This window comes from Streptomyces sp. PsTaAH-137 (assembly GCF_003259365.1).
Taxonomy (GTDB): Bacteria; Actinomycetota; Actinomycetes; order Streptomycetales; family Streptomycetaceae; genus Streptomyces.
This window is the reverse complement of record NZ_QLLY01000013.1, coordinates 172763-191072: the sequence shown is the minus strand read 5'-3', so window position 1 is coordinate 191072 and position 18310 is coordinate 172763. Positions and strand designations below refer to the sequence as shown.

14 protein-coding genes are annotated in these 18310 nt (G+C 71.0%); 8 read left to right on the top strand and 6 right to left on the bottom strand.

Annotated features, from left to right (window positions below):
* Window positions 1-154 precede the first annotated feature (154 nt).
* The 6 genes from gnd to tkt form a co-directional block, all read right to left on the bottom strand.
* Window positions 155-1030, bottom strand: a complete 876-nt coding sequence (gene gnd, locus K377_RS27470) for a phosphogluconate dehydrogenase (NAD(+)-dependent, decarboxylating) (protein WP_111666218.1) — start codon at window positions 1028-1030, stop codon at window positions 155-157.
* 53 nt (window positions 1031-1083) lie between these two features.
* On the bottom strand, window positions 1084-2739 hold the full coding sequence (gene pgi / locus K377_RS27465; RefSeq protein ID WP_111666217.1) for a glucose-6-phosphate isomerase: 1656 nt from the start codon (window positions 2737-2739) through the stop codon (window positions 1084-1086).
* Complete coding sequence (gene opcA / locus K377_RS27460) at window positions 2732-3673, bottom strand: glucose-6-phosphate dehydrogenase assembly protein OpcA (RefSeq protein WP_111666216.1); 942 nt, start codon at window positions 3671-3673, stop codon at window positions 2732-2734. The genes pgi and opcA overlap by 8 nt, the downstream gene beginning before the upstream one ends.
* Complete coding sequence (gene zwf, locus K377_RS27455; protein ID WP_111666215.1) at window positions 3670-5217, bottom strand: glucose-6-phosphate dehydrogenase; 1548 nt, start codon at window positions 5215-5217, stop codon at window positions 3670-3672. The genes opcA and zwf overlap by 4 nt, the downstream gene beginning before the upstream one ends.
* On the bottom strand, window positions 5214-6341 hold the full coding sequence (gene tal, locus K377_RS27450) for a transaldolase (protein ID WP_111666281.1): 1128 nt from the start codon (window positions 6339-6341) through the stop codon (window positions 5214-5216). The genes zwf and tal overlap by 4 nt, the downstream gene beginning before the upstream one ends.
* 61 nt (window positions 6342-6402) lie before the next feature.
* Entirely contained in the window at window positions 6403-8499 is a 2097-nt protein-coding gene (gene tkt, locus K377_RS27445) for a transketolase (RefSeq protein WP_111666214.1), read from the bottom strand.
* A gap of 184 nt (window positions 8500-8683) precedes the next feature.
* Here tkt and K377_RS27440 point away from each other — a divergent pair, with 184 nt between their 5' ends.
* The 8 genes from K377_RS27440 to K377_RS27405 all read left to right on the top strand — a co-directional run bounded on the left by K377_RS27440 (window position 8684) and on the right by K377_RS27405 (window position 18305).
* Window positions 8684-9598, top strand: coding sequence for an AraC family transcriptional regulator (locus tag K377_RS27440; RefSeq protein ID WP_111666213.1), 915 nt, complete (start codon window positions 8684-8686; stop codon window positions 9596-9598).
* A gap of 140 nt (window positions 9599-9738) precedes the next feature.
* Complete coding sequence (locus K377_RS27435; RefSeq protein ID WP_111666212.1) at window positions 9739-10740, top strand: LacI family DNA-binding transcriptional regulator; 1002 nt, start codon at window positions 9739-9741, stop codon at window positions 10738-10740.
* 48 nt (window positions 10741-10788) lie between these two features.
* Window positions 10789-12066 carry an MFS transporter gene (locus K377_RS27430; RefSeq protein ID WP_161195103.1) on the top strand — a complete coding sequence of 426 codons (1278 nt, stop codon included), beginning with the start codon at window positions 10789-10791 and terminating at the stop codon, window positions 12064-12066.
* Window positions 12067-12098: 32 nt separating this feature from the next.
* Window positions 12099-13925, top strand: a complete 1827-nt coding sequence (locus K377_RS27425; protein WP_111666210.1) for a glycoside hydrolase family 3 protein — start codon at window positions 12099-12101, stop codon at window positions 13923-13925.
* 190 nt (window positions 13926-14115) lie between these two features.
* Window positions 14116-15402, top strand: coding sequence for an ABC transporter substrate-binding protein (locus K377_RS27420; RefSeq protein ID WP_111666209.1), 1287 nt, complete (start codon window positions 14116-14118; stop codon window positions 15400-15402).
* Between the two features lie 52 nt (window positions 15403-15454).
* Window positions 15455-16396 carry a carbohydrate ABC transporter permease gene (locus K377_RS27415; protein ID WP_111666208.1) on the top strand — a complete coding sequence of 314 codons (942 nt, stop codon included), beginning with the start codon at window positions 15455-15457 and terminating at the stop codon, window positions 16394-16396.
* 20 nt (window positions 16397-16416) lie between these two features.
* Window positions 16417-17286 carry a carbohydrate ABC transporter permease gene (locus K377_RS27410; RefSeq protein ID WP_111666207.1) on the top strand — a complete coding sequence of 290 codons (870 nt, stop codon included), beginning with the start codon at window positions 16417-16419 and terminating at the stop codon, window positions 17284-17286.
* The gene (locus K377_RS27405; protein WP_111666206.1) at window positions 17283-18305 is read left to right on the top strand and encodes a LacI family DNA-binding transcriptional regulator; all 1023 of its coding nucleotides are present in this window, start codon (window positions 17283-17285) and stop codon (window positions 18303-18305) included. Before K377_RS27410 ends, K377_RS27405 begins: the two co-directional genes overlap by 4 nt.
* Window positions 18306-18310 lie beyond the last annotated feature (5 nt).

Sequence of the window (18310 nt, the reverse complement as noted above, 5' to 3'; positions counted from 1 at the left end):
GCTCCGTGCCGGATTCCCCCGTACGCACGGATGATGGCGCATGCACGCAGGTCACAGGCCCGGCCGTGCGTCCCGCAAAACAACGGCCGGTGGGGAACCAGCCACGTGACGTGGCTGGTTCCCCACCGGCCGGGTGGAGCGGGTGTTCGGAGAGTTACTTCTTCTCCACCGCGTGACCGCCGAACTGGTTGCGCAGCGCGGCGATCATCTTCATCTGCGGCGAGTCGTCCTGGCGGGACGCGAAGCGCGCGAAGAGGGAGGCGGTGATGGCGGGCAGCGGCACCGCGTTGTCGATGGCGGCCTCGACCGTCCAGCGGCCCTCGCCGGAGTCCTGCGCGAAGCCGCGCAGGTCGGCCAGGTGCTCGTCCTCGTCGAGGGCGTTGACGGCGAGGTCGAGCAGCCAGGAACGGATGACCGTGCCCTCCTGCCAGGAGCGGAAGACCTCGCGGACGTCGGTCACCGAGTCCACGGCCTCCAGGAGCTCCCAGCCCTCGGCGTAGGCCTGCATCATGGCGTACTCGATGCCGTTGTGGACCATCTTGGAGAAGTGGCCGGCGCCGACCTTGCCCGCGTGGACCGAGCCGAACTCGCCCTCGGGCTTGAGGGCGTCGAAGATCGGCTTGACCTTGGCGACGTTCTCCTCGGAGCCGCCGTACATCAGCGCGTAACCGTTCTCCAGGCCCCACACACCGCCGGAGACGCCGCAGTCGACGAAGCCGATGCCCTTCACGCCGAGCTCGGCGGCGTGCTTCTCGTCGTCCGTCCAGCGGGAGTTGCCGCCGTCGACGACGATGTCGCCCTCCGACAGGAGCTCCTTGAGCTCGTCGACGGTGGACTGGGTCGCGGCGCCGGCCGGGACCATCACCCAGACCACGCGCGGGCCTTCGAGCTTCTCGACCAGTTCGGCGAGGGAGGCGACGTCGGAGACCTCGGCGTTGCGGTCGTAGCCGATGACGTCGTGGCCCGCGCGGCGGATGCGCTCGCGCATGTTGCCGCCCATCTTGCCGAGACCGATGAGACCAAGCTGCATGTCAGTTCACTTACTTTCGGGAGTCTTGAGCAGGAGTCGTGAGAACGAGCAGGTCAGGACGTGCGGCCGCGCAGGGCGCGGTAGGTGTCGACCAGGGCCTGGGTGGAGGCGTCGAGGCCGGGGACCTCGGTGCCTTCGGTGAGGGCGGGCTCGACGCGCTTGGCGAGGACCTTGCCGAGTTCGACGCCCCACTGGTCGAAGGAGTCGATGTTCCAGACGGCGCCCTGGACGAACACCTTCTGCTCGTAGAGGGCGATGAGCTGGCCGAGGACCGAGGGGGTCAGTTCCTTGGCCAGGATCGTCGTCGTGGGGTGGTTGCCCTGGAACGTCTTGTGGGCGACCAGTTCCTCGGCGACGCCCTCGGCGCGCACCTCGTCGGGCGTCTTGCCGAAGGCGAGCGCCTGGCCTTGCGCGAACAGGTTGGCCATCAGCAGGTCGTGCTGGCCCTTGAGGTCGTCGCTCAGCTCGTCGACCGGGTTCGCGAAGCCGATGAGGTCCGCGGGGATCAGCTTCGTGCCCTGGTGGATCAGCTGGTAGTAGGCGTGCTGGCCGTTGGTGCCCGGGGTGCCCCAGACGACCGGGCCCGTCTGCCACTCCACGCGCCGGCCCTCGCGGTCCACGGACTTGCCGTTGGACTCCATGTCGAGCTGCTGGAGGTAGGCGGTGAACTTGGACAGGTAGTGCGAGTACGGCAGCACCGCGTGCGACTGGGCGCCGTGGAAGTTGCCGTACCAGATGCCCAGGAGGCCCAGCAGCAGCGGCGCGTTGGCCTCGGCCGGCGCCGTGCGGAAGTGCTCGTCGACCAGGTGGAAGCCGTCGAGCAGCTCGCGGAAGCGGTCCGGGCCGATGGCGATCATCAGCGACAGGCCGATGGCCGAGTCGAAGGAGTAGCGGCCGCCGACCCAGTCCCAGAACTCGAACATGTTGGCCGTGTCGATGCCGAAGTCCGACACCTTCTCGGCGTTGGTCGACAGCGCGACGAAGTGCTTCGCGACGGCCGACTCGTCGCCGCCGAGCCCGGCGAGCAGCCAGGTGCGGGCGGCCGTGGCGTTGGTGATCGTCTCGATCGTGGTGAACGTCTTCGACGCGATGACGAACAGCGTCTCGGCCGGGTCGAGGTCGCGGACGGCCTCGTGCAGGTCGGCGCCGTCCACGTTCGACACGAAGCGGACCGTCAGGTCCCGTGCGGTGTACGGGCGCAGGGCCTCGTACGCCATCGCGGGGCCGAGGTCGGAGCCGCCGATGCCGACGTTCACGACGTTCTTGATGCGCTTGCCGGTGTGGCCGGTCCACTCGCCGGAGCGGACCTTCTCCGCGAAGGCGGTCATCTTGTCGAGGACGGCGTGCACGGCGGGGACGACGTTCTCGCCGTCGACCTCGATCACGGCGCCGGCCGGGGCGCGCAGGGCCGTGTGCAGCACGGCGCGGTCCTCGGTCGTGTTGATCTTCTCGCCGCGGAACATGGCGTCGCGCTGCCCGAACACGTCGGTGGCGGTGGCCAGTTCCTGGAGCAGGGCGAGCGTCTCGTCCGTGACCAGGTGCTTGGAGTAGTCGATGTACAGGTCGCCGACCTGCACCGTGTAGCGCCCGACGCGCTCGGGGTCACCGGCGAACAGGTCGCGCAGGTGCGTGCCGTTGAACTTCGCGCGGTGGTCCTCCAGGGCGGTCCACTGCGGGCGGCGCGTCAGCAGGGGGGCGTTCTCAGGCATGTTGAACGGACTCCTTGGTGCCGGAGGCGCTGCCGTGGAGCGCGACGGCGTACATCTCGTCGGCGTCGAGGCGGCGGAGTTCCTCGGCGATCAGTTCGGCCGTGGAGCGGACCTTCAGGGCGAGGGTGCGCTGCGGCTGGCCGGGCAGGGACAGGGTGGCGAGGGGGCCCTCGGGGCGGTCGATGACGATCTCGCCGCCGGGCGTGCCGAGGCGGACCGCGGTGACGACCGGGCCGTCGGTGGTGACCCGCTCGACCTCGACGCCGAGCCGGGCACCGAGCCAGCGCGCGAGCAGTTCGGCGCTGGGGTTCTCGGCCTCGGACTCGACGGCCGCGGAGACGACATCGGCGCGGGCCTGGTCGAGGGCGGCGGCCAGCATGGAGCGCCACGGGGTGAGGCGGGTCCAGGCGAGGTCGGTGTCGCCGGGGGCGTACGACGCGGCACGCAGGGCGAGGGCGCCGATCGGGTCCTCGACCGCGTACGCGTCGGTGATGCGGCGGGCGGCGAGGGCGCCCAGCGGGTCCTTCGCGGGGTCGTCCGGCGCGTCCACCGGCCACCACACGACGACCGGGGCGTCGGGGAGCAGCAGCGGCAGCACGACCGATGCGGCGTGCCGGCTGACCTCGCCGTGCGTGCGCAGGACAACGGTCTCGCCGGTGCCCGCGTCGGAGCCGACGCGGACCTCGGCGTCGAGCCGGTTGCCCTGGCGGTCGCGCGGCGAGCGCTTGGTGCGCTTGATGACGACGAGGGTGCGCGAGGGGTGCTCGCGGGACGCCTCCTGGGCGGCCTTCGCCGCGTCGTACGCGTTCTCCTCGTCCGTGACGATGACCATCGTCAGGACCATGCCCACGGCGGGCGTCCCGATGGCCCGGCGCCCCTCGACGAGCGCCTTGTTGATCTTGCTTGCCGTGGTGTCGGTCAGGTCGATCCTCATGGCCTGCGCCAGCTCCGTCCGTCTCGTGCGAGCATCTCGTCCGCTTCCCCCGGGCCCCAGCTGCCGGAGGCGTACTGGGCGGGCCTGCCGTGGCTGTCCCAGTGCTCCTCGACCGGGTCGAGGATGCGCCAGGACTCCTCGACCTCCTCCGTGCGCGGGAAGAGGTTGGCGTCGCCGAGCAGCACGTCCAGGATCAGCCGCTCGTACGCCTCGGGGCTGGACTCCGTGAACGACTCGCCGTACGCGAAGTCCATCGAGACGTCACGGATCTCCATCGAAGTACCCGGGACCTTCGAACCGAAGCGTACGGTCATGCCCTCGTCCGGCTGGACCCGGATGACGACCGCGTTCTGGCCGAGTTCCTCGGTGGAGGTGGAGTCGAACGGCGAGTGCGGGGCGCGCTGGAAGACGACCGCGATCTCGGTGACGCGGCGGCCCAGGCGCTTGCCGGTGCGCAGGTAGAACGGGACGCCCGCCCAGCGGCGGTTGTCGATCTCCAGCTTCACCGCGGCGTAGGTGTCGGTCTTCGACTGCGGGTCGATGCCGTCTTCCTGGAGGTAGCCGCGGACCTTCTCGCCGCCCTGCCAGCCCGCCGCGTACTGGGCGCGCACGGTGGAGCGCTCCAGGTCGGCGGGGAGCCGGACGGACTTGAGGACCTTGAGCTTCTCGTTGACGAGGGACTCGGCGTCGAACGCGGCCGGTTCCTCCATCGCCGTCAGGGCGAGCAGCTGGAGCAGGTGGTTCTGGATGACGTCACGGGCGGCGCCGATGCCGTCGTAGTACCCGGCGCGGCCGCCGATGCCGATGTCCTCGGCCATGGTGATCTGCACGTGGTCCACGTACGACCGGTTCCAGATGGGTTCGTACATCTGGTTGGCGAAGCGGAGCGCCAGGATGTTCTGGACGGTCTCCTTGCCGAGGTAGTGGTCGATGCGGAAGACCTGCTCGGGCGCGAACACGTCGTGGACGATCGCGTTGAGCTCGCGGGCCGACTCGCTGTCGTGGCCGAACGGCTTCTCGATGACGGCGCGCCGCCAGGAGCCCTCGGGGGCGTCGGCGAGGCCGTGCTTCTTGAGCTGCTGGACGACCTTCGGGAAGAACTTCGGCGGGACCGAGAGGTAGAACGCGTAGTTGCCGCTCGTGCCGCGCTTCTCGTCCAGCTCATCGACGGCCTCGCGCAGTTGCTTGAACGCGGTGTCGTCGTCGAAGTCGCCGGGGATGAAGCGCATGCCCTCGGCGAGCTGGGCCCAGACCTCCTCGCGGAAGGGGGTACGGGCGTGCTCGCGCACCGAGTCGTGGACGACCTGGGCGAAGTCCTGGTCCTCCCACTCGCGGCGGGCGAAGCCGAGGAGCGAGAAGCCGGGCGGGAGCAGACCGCGGTTGGCGAGGTCGTAGACCGCCGGCATCAGCTTCTTGCGGGACAGGTCACCGGTGACACCGAAGATGACGAGCCCCGAGGGGCCCGCGACGCGCGGCAGACGGCGGTCGCGGGGGTCGTGGAGCGGGTTGGCCCACTCCTGCGACGGGAGGGAGGCGCCGCTCACTTGGCCTCGCCGCCCTTGAGGCGGTCGGCGACCGTGGCGAGCAGGTCGTTCCAGGCGATCTCGAACTTCTGCACGGCCTCGTCCTCGAGCTTCTGGACGACCTCGTCGTAGGAGATGCCGAGCTTCTCGACGGCGGCCAGCTCCTCGCGGGAGGTCTCGTAGGTGCCCGAGACAGCGTCGCCGTGGATGTCGCCGTGGTCGGCGGTGGCGTTCAGGGTGCCTTCCGGCATCGTGTTGACGGTGCCCGGGGCGGCCAGCTCGTCGACGTACAGGGTGTCCTTGTACGCCTTGTCCTTCACGCCGGTCGAGGCCCACAGCGGGCGCTGCTTGTTGGCGCCCGCGGCCTCCAGCTTGGTGGCACGCTCGGAGGCGAAGACCTGCTCGTAGGCCTCGTAGGCGAGACGGGCGTTGGCGAGGGCGGCCTTGCCGCGCACGGCCTTCGCGTCGTCGGTGCCCAGCGCGTCGAGCCGCTTGTCGATCTCGGCGTCGACGCGGGAGACGAAGAACGAGGCGACGGAGTGGATGACGGAGAGGTCGAGGCCGCGCTCGTGGGCCTTCTCCAGACCGGCCAGGTAGGCGTCCATGACGGCCTTGTAGCGGTCGAGGGAGAAGATCAGCGTGACGTTGACCGAGATGCCGAGGCCGATGACCTCGGTGATCGCCGGGAGGCCCGCGAGGGTCGCCGGGATCTTGATCATGACGTTGGGGCGGTCGACGAGCCAGGCGAGCTGCTTGGCCTCGGCGACGGTGGCCTCGGTGTCGTGCGCCAGGCGCGGGTCGACCTCGATGGAGACGCGGCCGTCGCGGCCGTTCGTCGCGTCGTACACGGGGCGCAGGATGTCGGCGGCGGCGCGGACGTCGGCCGTGGTCATCATGCGGACGGCCTCGTCGACGGTGACCTTGCGGACGGCCAGGTCGGCGAGCTGGTCCTCGTAGCCGACGCCGGCGCCGATGGCGGCCTGGAAGATCGAGGGGTTGGTCGTCACACCCACGACGTGGGACTTCTCGATCAGCTCGGCGAGGTTGCCGGACTCGATGCGGGTGCGGGACAGGTCGTCCAGCCAGATGGAAACGCCTTCGTCGGACAGGGCCTTGAGGGGCGACGAGGTAGCGGCGTTGCTCATGGTGTGCTTCATCTTCCTTCGGTGTGACTCAGTGCGGTGAGGTTCGTGGGGTGCGTGGAGGTCAGGCGCGGGCGGCGGCCAGCGACTCGCGCGCCTTGTCGGCGACGTTCTCGGCGGTGAAGCCGAACTCCGCGAAGAGGACGTTCGCGTCGGCGGAGGCGCCGAAGTGCTCCAGGGAGACGATGCGGCCGGCGTCGCCGACGTAGCGGTACCAGGTGAGGCCGATGCCGGCCTCGACGGCGACGCGGGCCTTGACCGACGGCGGCAGGACGGACGCGCGGTAGTCGGCGTCCTGCTCCTCGAACCACTCGACGGACGGCATCGACACGACGCGGGTCGCGACGCCCTCGGCCTCCAGCGTCTCGCGGGCGGCGACGGCGAGCTGCACCTCGGAGCCGGTGGCGATGAGGACGACCTCGGGGGTGCCGGTGGACGCCTCGGTGTGGATGTAACCGCCCTTGGCGGCGGCCTCGTTGGCCTCGTACACCGGCAGGCCCTGGCGGGACAGCGCCAGGCCGTGCGGGGCCGGCTTGACCGAGCCGCGGCGCAGGATCTCGCGCCAGGCGACGGCCGTCTCGTTGGCGTCGGCCGGGCGGACGATGTTCAGGCCCGGGATGGCGCGCAGCGAGGCCAGGTGCTCGACCGGCTGGTGGGTCGGGCCGTCCTCGCCGAGGCCGATGGAGTCGTGCGTCCAGACGTACGTGACCGGGAGCTGCATGAGCGCCGACATGCGGACGGCGTTGCGCATGTAGTCGGAGAACACCAGGAAGGTGCCGCCGTAGATGCGGGTGTTGCCGTGCAGCGCGATGCCGTTCATCTCGGCGGCCATCGAGAACTCGCGGATGCCGAAGTGGACGGTGCGGCCGTAGGGGTCGGCCTCGGGCAGCGGGTTGCCGACGGGCAGGAACGACGAGGTCTTGTCGATCGTCGTGTTGTTCGAGCCGGCGAGGTCGGCGGAGCCGCCCCACAGCTCGGGGACGACCGGGCCGAGGGCCTGGAGGACCTTGCCGGACGCGGCGCGCGTGGCGACCTTGGTGCCGGTCTCGAAGGCGGGCAGGTGCTGCTCCCAGCCCTCGGGGAGGCGGCCCGCGAGGATGCGGTCCAGCGTCGCGGAGTTCTCCGGGTTGGCGTTGCGCCACTCGGCGAGCTTCTTGTCCCAGGCCGCGTGGGCCTCGGCGCCGCGGTCCAGGGCGAGCCCGGCGTGGGCGGCGACGGCGTCCTCGACGACGAAGTCCTGCTCGGGGTCGAAGCCCAGGACGCGCTTGGTGGCGGCGATCTCCTCGGCGCCGAGCGCGGAGCCGTGCGAGCCCTCGGTGTTCTGCTTGTTCGGGGCGGGCCAGGCGATGATCGTGCGCATCGCGATGAGGGACGGCCGGTCGGTCACGGCCTTGGCGGCGGCGAGCGCCTCGTGCAGGGACTTGACGTCGACGTCGCCGTTCTCCTGCGGGGTGATCCGCTGGACGTGCCAGCCGTACGCCTCGTAGCGGGCGAGGACGTCCTCGGAGAAGGCGGTCGCGGTGTCGCCCTCGATGGAGATGTGGTTGTCGTCCCAGACGAAGACGAGGTTGCCGAGCTTCTGGTGGCCGGCCATCGAGGACGCCTCGGCGGAGACGCCCTCCTCCAGGTCGCCGTCGGAGACGATGGCCCAGATCATGTGGTCGAAGGGGCTCTCGCCCTGCGCGGCCTCGGGGTCGAACAGGCCGCGCTCGTAGCGGGCGGCCATCGCCATGCCCACCGCGTTGGCGACACCCTGGCCGAGCGGGCCGGTCGTGGTCTCGACACCGGCGGTGTGGCCGTACTCGGGGTGGCCGGGCGTCTTGGAGCCCTGCGTGCGGAACGCCTTCAGGTCGTCCAGGCTCAGCTCGTAGCCGGACAGGAAGAGCTGGGTGTAGAGCGTCAGGCTGGTGTGGCCGGGCGACAGGACGAAGCGGTCGCGGCCGGTCCACTCCGGGTCGGCCGGGTCGTGCCGCATGGCCTTCTGGAACAGGGTGTACGCGGCGGGGGCGAGGCTCATCGCCGTACCCGGGTGCCCGTTGCCGACCTTCTGCACGGCGTCCGCCGCCAGGAGGCGGGCGGTGTCGACGGCGCGCTGGTCGAGCTCGGTCCACTCGAAGGGGCGCTCGAAGGGGTCGAGGCCGTCGGGTGTCTGCGTGCTCATCTGTATGACTTCCTTCGCATCCGTTGTCCATCAAAGGCGCCGCGAGGCACCGGCCGCCAGAATCCAAAGCTCCTGGTCGGACCAGGTTCAAATTTAAAGGTCATACTTTTTGGGCGACAGGTGGCCCCGTGCCAGCGTTCGGTGAAAATGGGACAGCAGAGAAGCCCGACACCGAGGAACACGCATGCCGGAGCAGGACCCCGCACATCCGAGCGCACATCTGGGAGCGACGGAGCACATCCGTACGTATCCCTTCGACCCGGCGGAGAGCCTGTCCGGGGTCGGCATGCGCGTCGGACCGATGGGGGCCGGCGGCCCCTGGGAGGGGAGCGCCGTCCCGTCCCGGCGGGCGCACCGCATCGACTTCCACGTGCTGCTGTTCTTCCGCGCGGGCCCGGTCCGCCACATGATCGACTTCACCGAGTACGAGGCCGGGGCGGGCGACATCCTGTGGATCCGGCCGGGGCAGGTGCACGGGTTCTCGCCGACGGACGAGTACGTCGGCACGAGCCTGACGATGCAGCCCGGCTTCCTGCCGCGCGCCGTCGTCGAAGCGACCGGTATGTACCGCTACGACCGGCCGCCGCTGCTCCACCCGGACGAGGCCCAACGCGCGGCGATCCGGGCGTCGTTGGAGCAGTTGCAGCGCGAGTACCTGGACACCTCGACCCTCCCGCTGAGCCTGCACACCAGCGTCCTGCGCCATGCGCTGACGGCCTTCATGCTGCGGGTGGCCCATGTGTCGGCGCAGGCCGCGGCCGACGCCCTCGAACCGCAGGCCGACACCACCTTCACCCGGTTCCGGGCGGCGGTGGAGAAGCAGTTCACGACGAACCACAGCGTCAGCGCGTACGCCGACGAGCTCGGCTACTCGCGACGGACCCTGGTCCGCGCGGTGCGCGCCGCGACCGGCCTCACGCCGAAGGCGTTCATCGACCGGCGCGTGGTCCTGGAGGCCAAACGCCTGCTCGCCCACACCGAACTGCCGGTGGGCCGGATCGGGGCGGCGGTCGGCGTGCCGGACTCGGCGAACTTCTCGAAGTACTTCCAGCAGCACGCGGGGGTGACACCGGCCGGGTTCCGGGCCGAGCAGGTCTGAGCGACCCCGGCGACGGCGGGGCCCCTTGCGCCCCACGACCCGCCGGGGTTATTTTCGGAACTGTTCCGCAATCGATTGCGGAACAGTTCCAGAATCGTACGAAAGCCCCGAGCACCGCTCGACGACCCAGGTGAGGCCCCATGCCCCGTGTCACCATCGCGGACATCGCCCGCGAGGCCGGTGTCAGCAAGCCCACCGTCTCCCGCGCGCTGAACGGGCATCCCGACGTCGGCGCCGAGACCCGCGAGCGGATCCAGCGGATCGCCGCCGACCTCGGGTACGCGCCGAGCGTCAGCGCGCGTTCCCTGCGCACCGGCCGGCACGACACGCTCGGGCTGCTCATGCCGCTGGAGCAGTGGTGGGGCTACTCCGACATCCAGTACGGCATCGCCGAGGAGAGCGCCCGGCGCGGCCTGCACCTGCTGGTGCATCCGCTGCGGCCGGGCGAGCAGGCCGAGCGGGAGTTCGTCACGCAGACCCTGCCGACGCTGCCGATGGACGGGCTGATCCTGCTGATGCCCGAGGGCACGCCCCGGCACATCGGCGCCATCGCCCACACCAGCATGCCGACGGTGGTCATCGACGACCGCGGCCACCGCCTCGACCTGCCGTACGTGGAGAGCACCAACCGCGCCGGATTCCGCGAGGCGGTGCTGCACCTGGTGCGGCACGGGCGGCGCCGGATCGCCTTCGTGGGCGGGCAGATGAACGACGCGTTCGCCCAGGAACGCTTCGAGGGCTACCTCGACGCCCTGCGCGAGGGCGGCATCGCCTACGACCCGGCCCTCACCCTGCTGCCCGCCGACCGTGAACCGACCGCCGACGAGATCACCGAGCTGCTCGGCACCGACCCCGACGGTCTCGCGGCGGCCTGGGACGAGATCGCCTTCTCGGCGCTGAACGCCCTGCACACCAGCGGCCACCGGGTCCCCGAGGACGTCGCCGTCACCGGGTTCGACGACTCCCCCATCGCCCGGGTCATGCGGCCGCCGCTGACCACGGTCCGCCAGCCGTTCCGGCAGATGGGCGCGGCCGCGGTCCGGATGCTCCTCGACTCCATCGAGCACGGCCGGCCCCCCGCCCACTTCACCGTCCCCACCGAACTCGTGATCCGTGACTCCTGCGGCACCCACGCCGGCTGACGCCCCGCACCACGAGCACCACCCATGACTCGAAGGAGAGTTGTGACCATGTCCGTCCCCGTCAGTGCCGATCCCGGCGCTGCCCCCGTACCGCCCGGGGACGACGCCAAGCAGCGCGTCCCCGGCACCTTCGTCCTCGTGCACTTCCTGGCGCTGCTCGGCGCCTGGATGGGCGTCCTGGTCCCCTCCCTGGTCTCCGTCGCGCTCAAGGTCGAGCGGATGGACGCGGCAGGCAAGGTGGGCACCCTGTCGCTGGCGCTCGGCGTCGGCGCGCTCGTCGCCCTCGTCGCCAATCCCCTCTTCGGACTGCTCTCCGACCGCACCACGTCCCGGTTCGGCGCCCGCCGCCCCTGGATGGTGATCGGCACGGCCGGCGGCTTCGTCGGCATCGCGGTGATCGCGTACGCCGACAGCACCTGGGAGATCGTCGTCGGCTGGTGCCTGGCGCAGTGCTTCTACAACGCGCTGGTGGCCGCCATCTACGGCGCGCTCGCCGACCAGGTGCCCGAGCGGCAGATGGGCTTCGCCTCCGCGGTCCTCGCGCTCGCCAACCCCCTCGCGACGCTCGGCGGCACCTTCCTGGTCGACGCCCTCAACGCCTCCACGACCGCGCTCATGCTGGTCCCGGCCCTCGTCGGCGCCGCCCTGGTCGTGCCGTTCCTGCTCTACGGGCGGGACCGCCGCGTCAGCGCCGAGCAGGTGCCCTCGCTCACGCCCCGGCAGTTGATCGCCTTCCTGTGGACCAACCCGGTGCGCTTCCCGGACTTCGGCTGGGCCTGGCTGAGCCGCTTCCTGATGTGGACCTCGTACGCCACCGTCACCACGTACATGGCGTACTACCTCTCCGACTACCTGCACCAGAACGACGATGCCGTCACCCACTACGTCTTCCTGGGCAGCCTCGTCGCGAACATCTTCATCCTGATCGCGACCGTGCCCGCGGGCCGGATCTCCGACCGGATCGGGCGCCGCAAGCCCATCGTGTTCGCGGCCGCCGTACTGCTCGCCGCGTCGATGGGCGTGATGGCGCTGGCCACCTCGGTGACCGGGTTCCTGATCGCGCAGGCGATCGTCGGCATCGGCATGGGCGTGTACTTCGCCGTCGACATCGCGCTGCCCGCCGACGTCCTGCCCGACCCGAACAACGCGGCCAAGGACCTCGGCGTCATGAACATCGCCGCGACCCTGCCCTACTCACTGATCACGCTGATCGCGCCGACGCTGCTCGCCCTCGGCGGCGGGGACAACTACCCCGCGCTGTTCGTCTTCGGCCTGCTCGCCGCGCTGTGCGCGATCCCCGCCGTGCTCCCCGTCAAGCGGCGCTGAGCAACACCACTGCCGTACAAGGAAGTTCCGCCATGAACCACCCCACCACCCCGTACCTGGACCCCGAGCTCCCCGTCGAGCGGCGCGTCGAGGACCTGCTCTCCCGCATGACGCTGGAGGAGAAGGCCGGACAGCTCTTCCACACCGCCAACACTCTCGCTCCGGGCGGCCGGTTGCTCGCCGAGCCGGACGCGGCCAACGGTGTGCGCACCGCCCACGAGCTGGTCGCCGGCCGGCACATCACGCACTTCAATCTGCTCAACGGGACCGACCCGTACGAGATCGCGCTCTGGCACAACCGGCTCCAGGACCTCGCCGCCGGCACCCGGCTCGGCATCCCCGTGACCGTCTCCACCGACCCCCGGCACGGCATGTTCTCCAGCCCGGCCGCCGGCCAGGCCATCGAGCGGATGTCCCGCTGGCCCGAGCACACCGGCATCGGCGCGATCGGCGACGTACGCCTGGCCGAGGAGTACGGGGACGTGGTGCGGCGCGAGTACACCGCGCTCGGCATCCGGGTCGCGCTCGGGCCGATGGCCGACCTGTTCACCGATCCGCGCTGGTCGCGCGGGTACGGCACGTTCGGCGAGGACCCGGTCACCGTCGCCAACCTGACGGCCGCGTTCATCAGGGGCCTGCGGGGCGGCGACGACCTCGGCTCCGCTTCGGTCGCGGCGATGGTCAAGCACTTCCCCGGCGGCGGGCCGCAGTTGGGCGGCGAGGACGCCCACGACCCCGCCCACCGCGAGCAGGTCTACCCGGGCGGTCTGTCCCGGCTGCACGAGCTGCCGTTCGACGCGGCGTTCCGCGCGGGGGCCACGCAGGTGATGACCTACTACGGGATGCCGCTGGCCGTGCCCGGCTGGGAGGAGGTCGGCTTCGCCTTCAACAAGCCGGTGGTGACCGACCTGTTGAGGGGCCACTACGGGTTCGACGGCATCGTCTGCACCGACTGGAACGTCATCGAGTCCACCATGCTCGCGGGCGATGTCTTCGACGCCCACGCCTACGGCCTGGAGGCGCTGACCCCGGCGCAGCGGCTGGCCCGCGCACTCGACGCGGGCGTCGACCAGTTCGGCGGGGACGACTGCACGGAGCTGGTGGTCGAGCTCGTGCGCGACGGCGTGGTGACCGAGGCGCGGATCGACACCTCGGTGCGTCGGCTGCTGCGCGAGAAGTTCCGGCTCGGGCTGTTCGAGCGGCGCCGGGTCGATCCCGAGGCAGCCGTGGCGACGGTCGGTTCGGCACCGCTGCGCGAGGCGGGGCGGCGGGCGCAGCGGCGTTCGCTGGTCCTGGTGAAGAACGACGCGGTGAAGAGCGACGCGGTGACGAACGACGCGGTGGACAAGTCCGAGAGCGCCGATGCGCTGCTGCCGCTCTCCGACGGCGCGGGTCTGCGCGTGTACACGGAAGGTCTGGACCCCGAGCTGGTCGCCGCGTACGGCACGCCGGTCGCCGACGTGGCGGACGCCGAGGTCGCCCTGGTGCGACTGCGGGCCCCCTACGAGGACCGGGGCACGGCGCTCAGCGAATGGTTCCACGGCGGGTCGCTCGACTTCCCCGAGGAGGTCGTGGAGCACGTGGGCGCCCTCGCGGCGCGGGTGCCGACGGTCGTGCTCGTCTACCTGGAGCGGCCGGCCGTGCTCACCGGGATCGCCGGGGCGGCGACGGCCGTCGTGGGTGACTTCGGGGCCGAGGACGACGCCCTGCTCGATCTGGTCTTCGGGCGCTGCGCACCGGAAGGACGGCTGCCGTTCGATCTGCCGTCGTCGATGAAGGCGGTCGAGGAGAGCCGCGAGGACGTGCCCTTCGACACCGCGGCGCCGCTGCACCGCCTCGGGCACCACCTGTCGTACTGATCTGCTCGCGCCTGTGGCCGCCACCGGATCCGGTGGCGGCCACACGCATGCCGTCAACCTCCCGTTTCACCCTGCGCAACGGGGGGTTGACCGTTTCCCCCTGCCCTCGTAAGTTGCTCGCACCCCCGCAGGTATATCGATTAACCACTCCCCGACTCCCCCCGGTTGGAGACATACCGCTGTGCCCGCTGTGCGCTCTACGACAAGTCGGCGTGCCTTCCTCGCCGCCGGTGGCTCCCTCGCAGCCGCCTCCGCCCTGCCCGCCCTGTCCGGCTGCTCCTCGCTCGCCGCCGCCGACGAGGACCCCGACACCCTCGTGGTGCACAGCCAGCTCGGCACCACGGCGCCCGGCTCGCCGACGTATCTCGCGGCCCTGGACCGGTTCCGCGAGGAGTCGGGCCTGAAGGTCCGCAACCTCGTCAACGGCGACGACCTCGCGCAGGTCTACGAGACCTCGCGGCTGGCCCGCAAGGAGCCGGACGTCGTCATGGTGAACCTGTACGACAAGACGCTGGCCTGGACGGACGTCGGCGCGACGGTCGACGTCAAGGGCTATCTGGACGACTGGGGGCTGCGCGAGCGGGTGCGGGACGTGGCGCTCGACGCCTGGACCGACGCCAAGGGGCGGCTGCGCGCCTTCCCGTACTTCGCCACGAACTGGCCGGTGGCCTTCAACCGGTCGCTGCTCGACCGGGCCGGCGTCGGTGACATCCCCACCACCGGTGACGAACTGATCGGCGCCGCACGGAAGTTGCGCCGCAAGAACCTCTCGCCCGTCACGGTCGGCGGCAACGACTGGACCGGGCAGAAGCTGCTCGCGCAGGTCATCCAGACGTTCCTGAGCCAGGACGAGGCCCGGCACGTCTACACGACCGGCGACTTCAGCGGACGGAACGCGCGCCGGGGCATCGAGTACTTCGTCGAACTGCGCGACGCGGGCGTCTTCACCGACAAGGCGCAGGGCCTGACCTCGGACACGATGACGACCCAGTTCAACACCCAGTCCGCCGCGATGCAGTCCGCGATGTCGTCGGCGCTCGCGAAGGTCCCGGACGCGGTGGCCCGCCACACGGACGTGGGCGGCTGGCCGCTTGCATCGGGCGCGGCGCACGACAAGCCGACGATCATCCGCACGTACACCCTCATCGGTTTCTGGATCAGCCCGAACGGCACGAAGAAGATCGACGCCGTCGAGAAGTTCCTCAAGTTCTTCTACCGCGAGGACACCGTCGCCCGGTTCATCAAGGAGGCGGGCCGGGACATGGCGCTGCGCTCGGACGCGGTGAGCACGGGCTTCCCGCTGGTGGCGGCGGCGCAGCGGCTCGGCAAGGACGTCAGCGAGGTGCTGCTGCCGGACGTGTACGTGCCGCCCGCGGCGAGCCAGCCGCTGATCACGGCGACGAGCACGTCCTTCACGCGCGGCACGAGCGCGGCGAAGGTCCGCTCCGTCCTGGAAGCCGCGTACCGCGGCGTCTGACCGCCGCGCTCCCCTTCTTCTCCTCCTTCCCTCCTTCGCAAGGGAGTCGTTCATGGCGACTACGACGTCCACGGCGGCGGGCGGCACAGCGGTCCGCCGCCCCGTCCCGCCCTCCCCCGCGCCCGGTGCCCGCCCGCGCCGCCAGGGCGGCACGGTCCTCGCGCTGCCCGCGCTGGTCTGGTACCTGGTGTTCATGGTCGGCCCGCTGGTCGCCATCTTCGTGGTGGCGGCGCTGCACTGGCCGGGGATGCTCCAGCCGGTGTCGTTCGCCGGGCTCGACAACGCGCGGACCGTCTTCGCGGACCCGGTGTTCTGGGACGCCGTTCAGAACACGGCCGTCCAACTGGCCGTCGCCGTCCCCATGATGGTGGTCTGCGCGTACATGGTCGGCTACTACGTGGCGCAGCGCCCGCCCGGCCATCGCGTCATCCGGTACCTGCTGTTCATCCCCGGCCTGATCTCGACCCCGGCCAAGGCGATGGTCTTCTACGCGGCCCTCTCCCCCGACGGGCTGGTCAACGGAGGGCTGAAGGCGGTCGGGCTCGGCTCGCTGACCGACGCCTGGCTGGCCTCGCCGTCGACCGCGCTGGCCTGTCTGATCGCGCTCGACATCTGGGCCGGCATCGGCTTCACGGCCGTGCTGTTCGCGGCCCGGCTCGGCAGTGTGCCGGAGGAGCTGGGCGAGGCGGCGCAGCTGGACGGGGCCGGGCACTGGCGGGCCATGTGGCGCATCCACTTCCCGGTGATCCGGGACTACGTGGGCGTGGTGACGATGCTTCAGTTCCTGTGGACGCTGTTCGGTTCGGCGCAGCACGTGCTGCTGCTCACCCAGGGCGGTCCGGGCAGTTCGTCGACGACGCTGTCGTTCCTCGTCTACCAGAAGGCGTTCATCGCGGCGGACCTCGGCTACAGCCAGACCGTCGGCGTCATCCTCTTCCTCGCCGGCCTCGTCGGACTGCTCGCCATCCGGCGGCTCTTCCGCCAGAGCTACTGAACCGATCGGAGCCGTACGTCATGAACTCCCTGTCCCGGACGCAGCCCCGTACGCGGCCGCGGTCGAGGTTCGGCCGCGCGTGGCTGCCCGCGCACATCCTGGTGTGGCTGTACGCGGTGCTGCTGGTCATCCCGCTGTACTACTTCATCGCCTCGGCGTTCAAGTCGAACGACGAGATCTTCGCGCAGCCTTTCGCGCTGCCGTCGTCGTTCTCGTTCCACAACTTCACGACCGCGTTCCAGAGCGCCGATCTGGGGCTCGCGGTGGTCAACTCCGCGCTGGTGACGGTGTTCTCGCTGGCGCTGACACTGCTCCTCGCGATCCCGGCGGCGTTCGCGCTGGCCCGCTCCACGGGGCGGCTCGCGTCGGTGGTGGAGAAGGTGTTCTCGCTCGGGTTCCTGATCCCGACGTTCGCCGCGCTGTTCCCGACGTTCCTGCTGGCCGCCGCGACGGGTCTGTTCCACACCCGGATCTTCATGGTGCTGTTCCTCCCGGCGACGGCGATGCCGCTGTCCGTCGTGATCCTGGTGCAGTTCATGCGGACGATCCCGAAGGAGATGGAGGAGGCGGCCCGGCTCGACGGCGCGTCGACGTTCGCGGTGCTGCGGCACGTGTACACGCCGATGTGCCTGCCCGGCATCGCGACGGTGCTGCTGCTGAACTTCCTGACGTTCTGGAACGAGTACCTGTACTCGCTCGTCATCATCGGCCCGGACCCGGCCCAGCGCACGGTCCAGGTCGCCCTGCCCACCCTGAAGGCCATCACGGGCACCGACTACGGCGTGCTCACGGCCGGCACCGTGCTGACCCTGGTCCCGGTGTGGGTGGTCTATACGGTGCTGCAGAAGCGGATGCAGCAGGCACTGGTGAGTGGGGCGGTGAAGATGTGAGCGGGGCGAAGGCAGGGGCGCGGCCGACCATCAAGGCGGTGGCGGCGGCGGCCGGGGTGTCGACGGCGGCCGTGTCGCAGGCGTTCAACGACAAGGGGCGGCTGGCCGAGTCGACCCGGCAGCGGATCCTCGCGGCGGCGCTCGACCTGGGCTGGTCGCCGAGCGCGTCGGCGACGGCGCTGCGCAGCGCGCGGACCCGGACGCTCGCGCTCGTGGTGCGCAGGCCGACCGATGTGCTGGGCGCCGACCCGCACTTCGGCGAGCTGATCACCGGTATCGAGGGCGAGCTGGCGCCGCGCGGCTACGGTCTGCTGCTGCACCTGGTGGCGGACGTCGCGGAGGAGGGCGCGCTGTACGAGCGGCTCGCCGCCGAGAACCGGGTGGACGGCGCGGTCCTCACCGACGCGCGCGCCGACGACCCGCGTCCGGCGCTGCTCGCCCGGCTCGGACTGCCCGCGGTGCTGCTCGGCGCGCCCACGCCCGGGGTGCCGGTGGTGGGGCTCGCCGACCAGGGCGCCGGTGTGCGGGAAGTCGCGTCGCATCTACGGGAGTTGGGGCATCGCCGGATCGCGTATGTCGCGGGACCGGCCGAGCTCCAGCACACCCGGCTGCGGCTCGCCGCGTTCGAGGAGGCCCTGGGGTTCGCGCCCTCTGCGGTGCTGCACACCGACTTCAGCGAGGCGGCGGCCGTCGCCGCGACCCAGGAACTCCTCGCCCTGGCCGACCGGCCGACGGCCCTCGTCTACGCCAACGACTCGATGGCGGTGTGCGGGATCGGCACCGCCCAGCGCGCGGGCCTGCGGGTCCCCGACGATCTGTCGGTCGTCGGCTACGACAACCTGCCGCTCGGCCGCTGGCTGCACCCGCGGCTGACCACCGTCGACCAGCAGGTGCAGCGGGTCGGCGCCGCCGCCGCGCGGGCGCTGCTCGCCCGGTGCGGCGAGGACATGCCCGACACCCCGCTCGACGGGCGGCCCGCGCTGGTCGTCCGCGAGTCGACCGGCCCCACCACCGCCTGACCATT

What these genes read in the sequence shown, in the direction of transcription:
- opcA (WP_111666216.1), bottom strand. Translation starts at nt 3,673, where the DNA reads ATGAGGATCGACCTGACCGACACCACGGCAAGCAAGATCAACAAGGCG.
- K377_RS27415 (WP_111666208.1), top strand. Translation starts at nt 15,455, where the DNA reads ATGGCGACTACGACGTCCACGGCGGCGGGCGGCACAGCGGTCCGCCGC.
- tkt (WP_111666214.1), bottom strand. Translation starts at nt 8,499, where the DNA reads ATGAGCACGCAGACACCCGACGGCCTCGACCCCTTCGAGCGCCCCTTC.
- K377_RS27435 (WP_111666212.1), top strand. Translation starts at nt 9,739, where the DNA reads ATGCCCCGTGTCACCATCGCGGACATCGCCCGCGAGGCCGGTGTCAGC.
- K377_RS27410 (WP_111666207.1), top strand. Translation starts at nt 16,417, where the DNA reads ATGAACTCCCTGTCCCGGACGCAGCCCCGTACGCGGCCGCGGTCGAGG.
- K377_RS27440 (WP_111666213.1), top strand. Translation starts at nt 8,684, where the DNA reads ATGCCGGAGCAGGACCCCGCACATCCGAGCGCACATCTGGGAGCGACG.
- K377_RS27430 (WP_161195103.1), top strand. Translation starts at nt 10,789, where the DNA reads ATGTCCGTCCCCGTCAGTGCCGATCCCGGCGCTGCCCCCGTACCGCCC.
- gnd (WP_111666218.1), bottom strand. Translation starts at nt 1,030, where the DNA reads ATGCAGCTTGGTCTCATCGGTCTCGGCAAGATGGGCGGCAACATGCGC.
- pgi (WP_111666217.1), bottom strand. Translation starts at nt 2,739, where the DNA reads ATGCCTGAGAACGCCCCCCTGCTGACGCGCCGCCCGCAGTGGACCGCC.
- tal (WP_111666281.1), bottom strand. Translation starts at nt 6,341, where the DNA reads ATGAGCAACGCCGCTACCTCGTCGCCCCTCAAGGCCCTGTCCGACGAA.
- K377_RS27425 (WP_111666210.1), top strand. Translation starts at nt 12,099, where the DNA reads ATGAACCACCCCACCACCCCGTACCTGGACCCCGAGCTCCCCGTCGAG.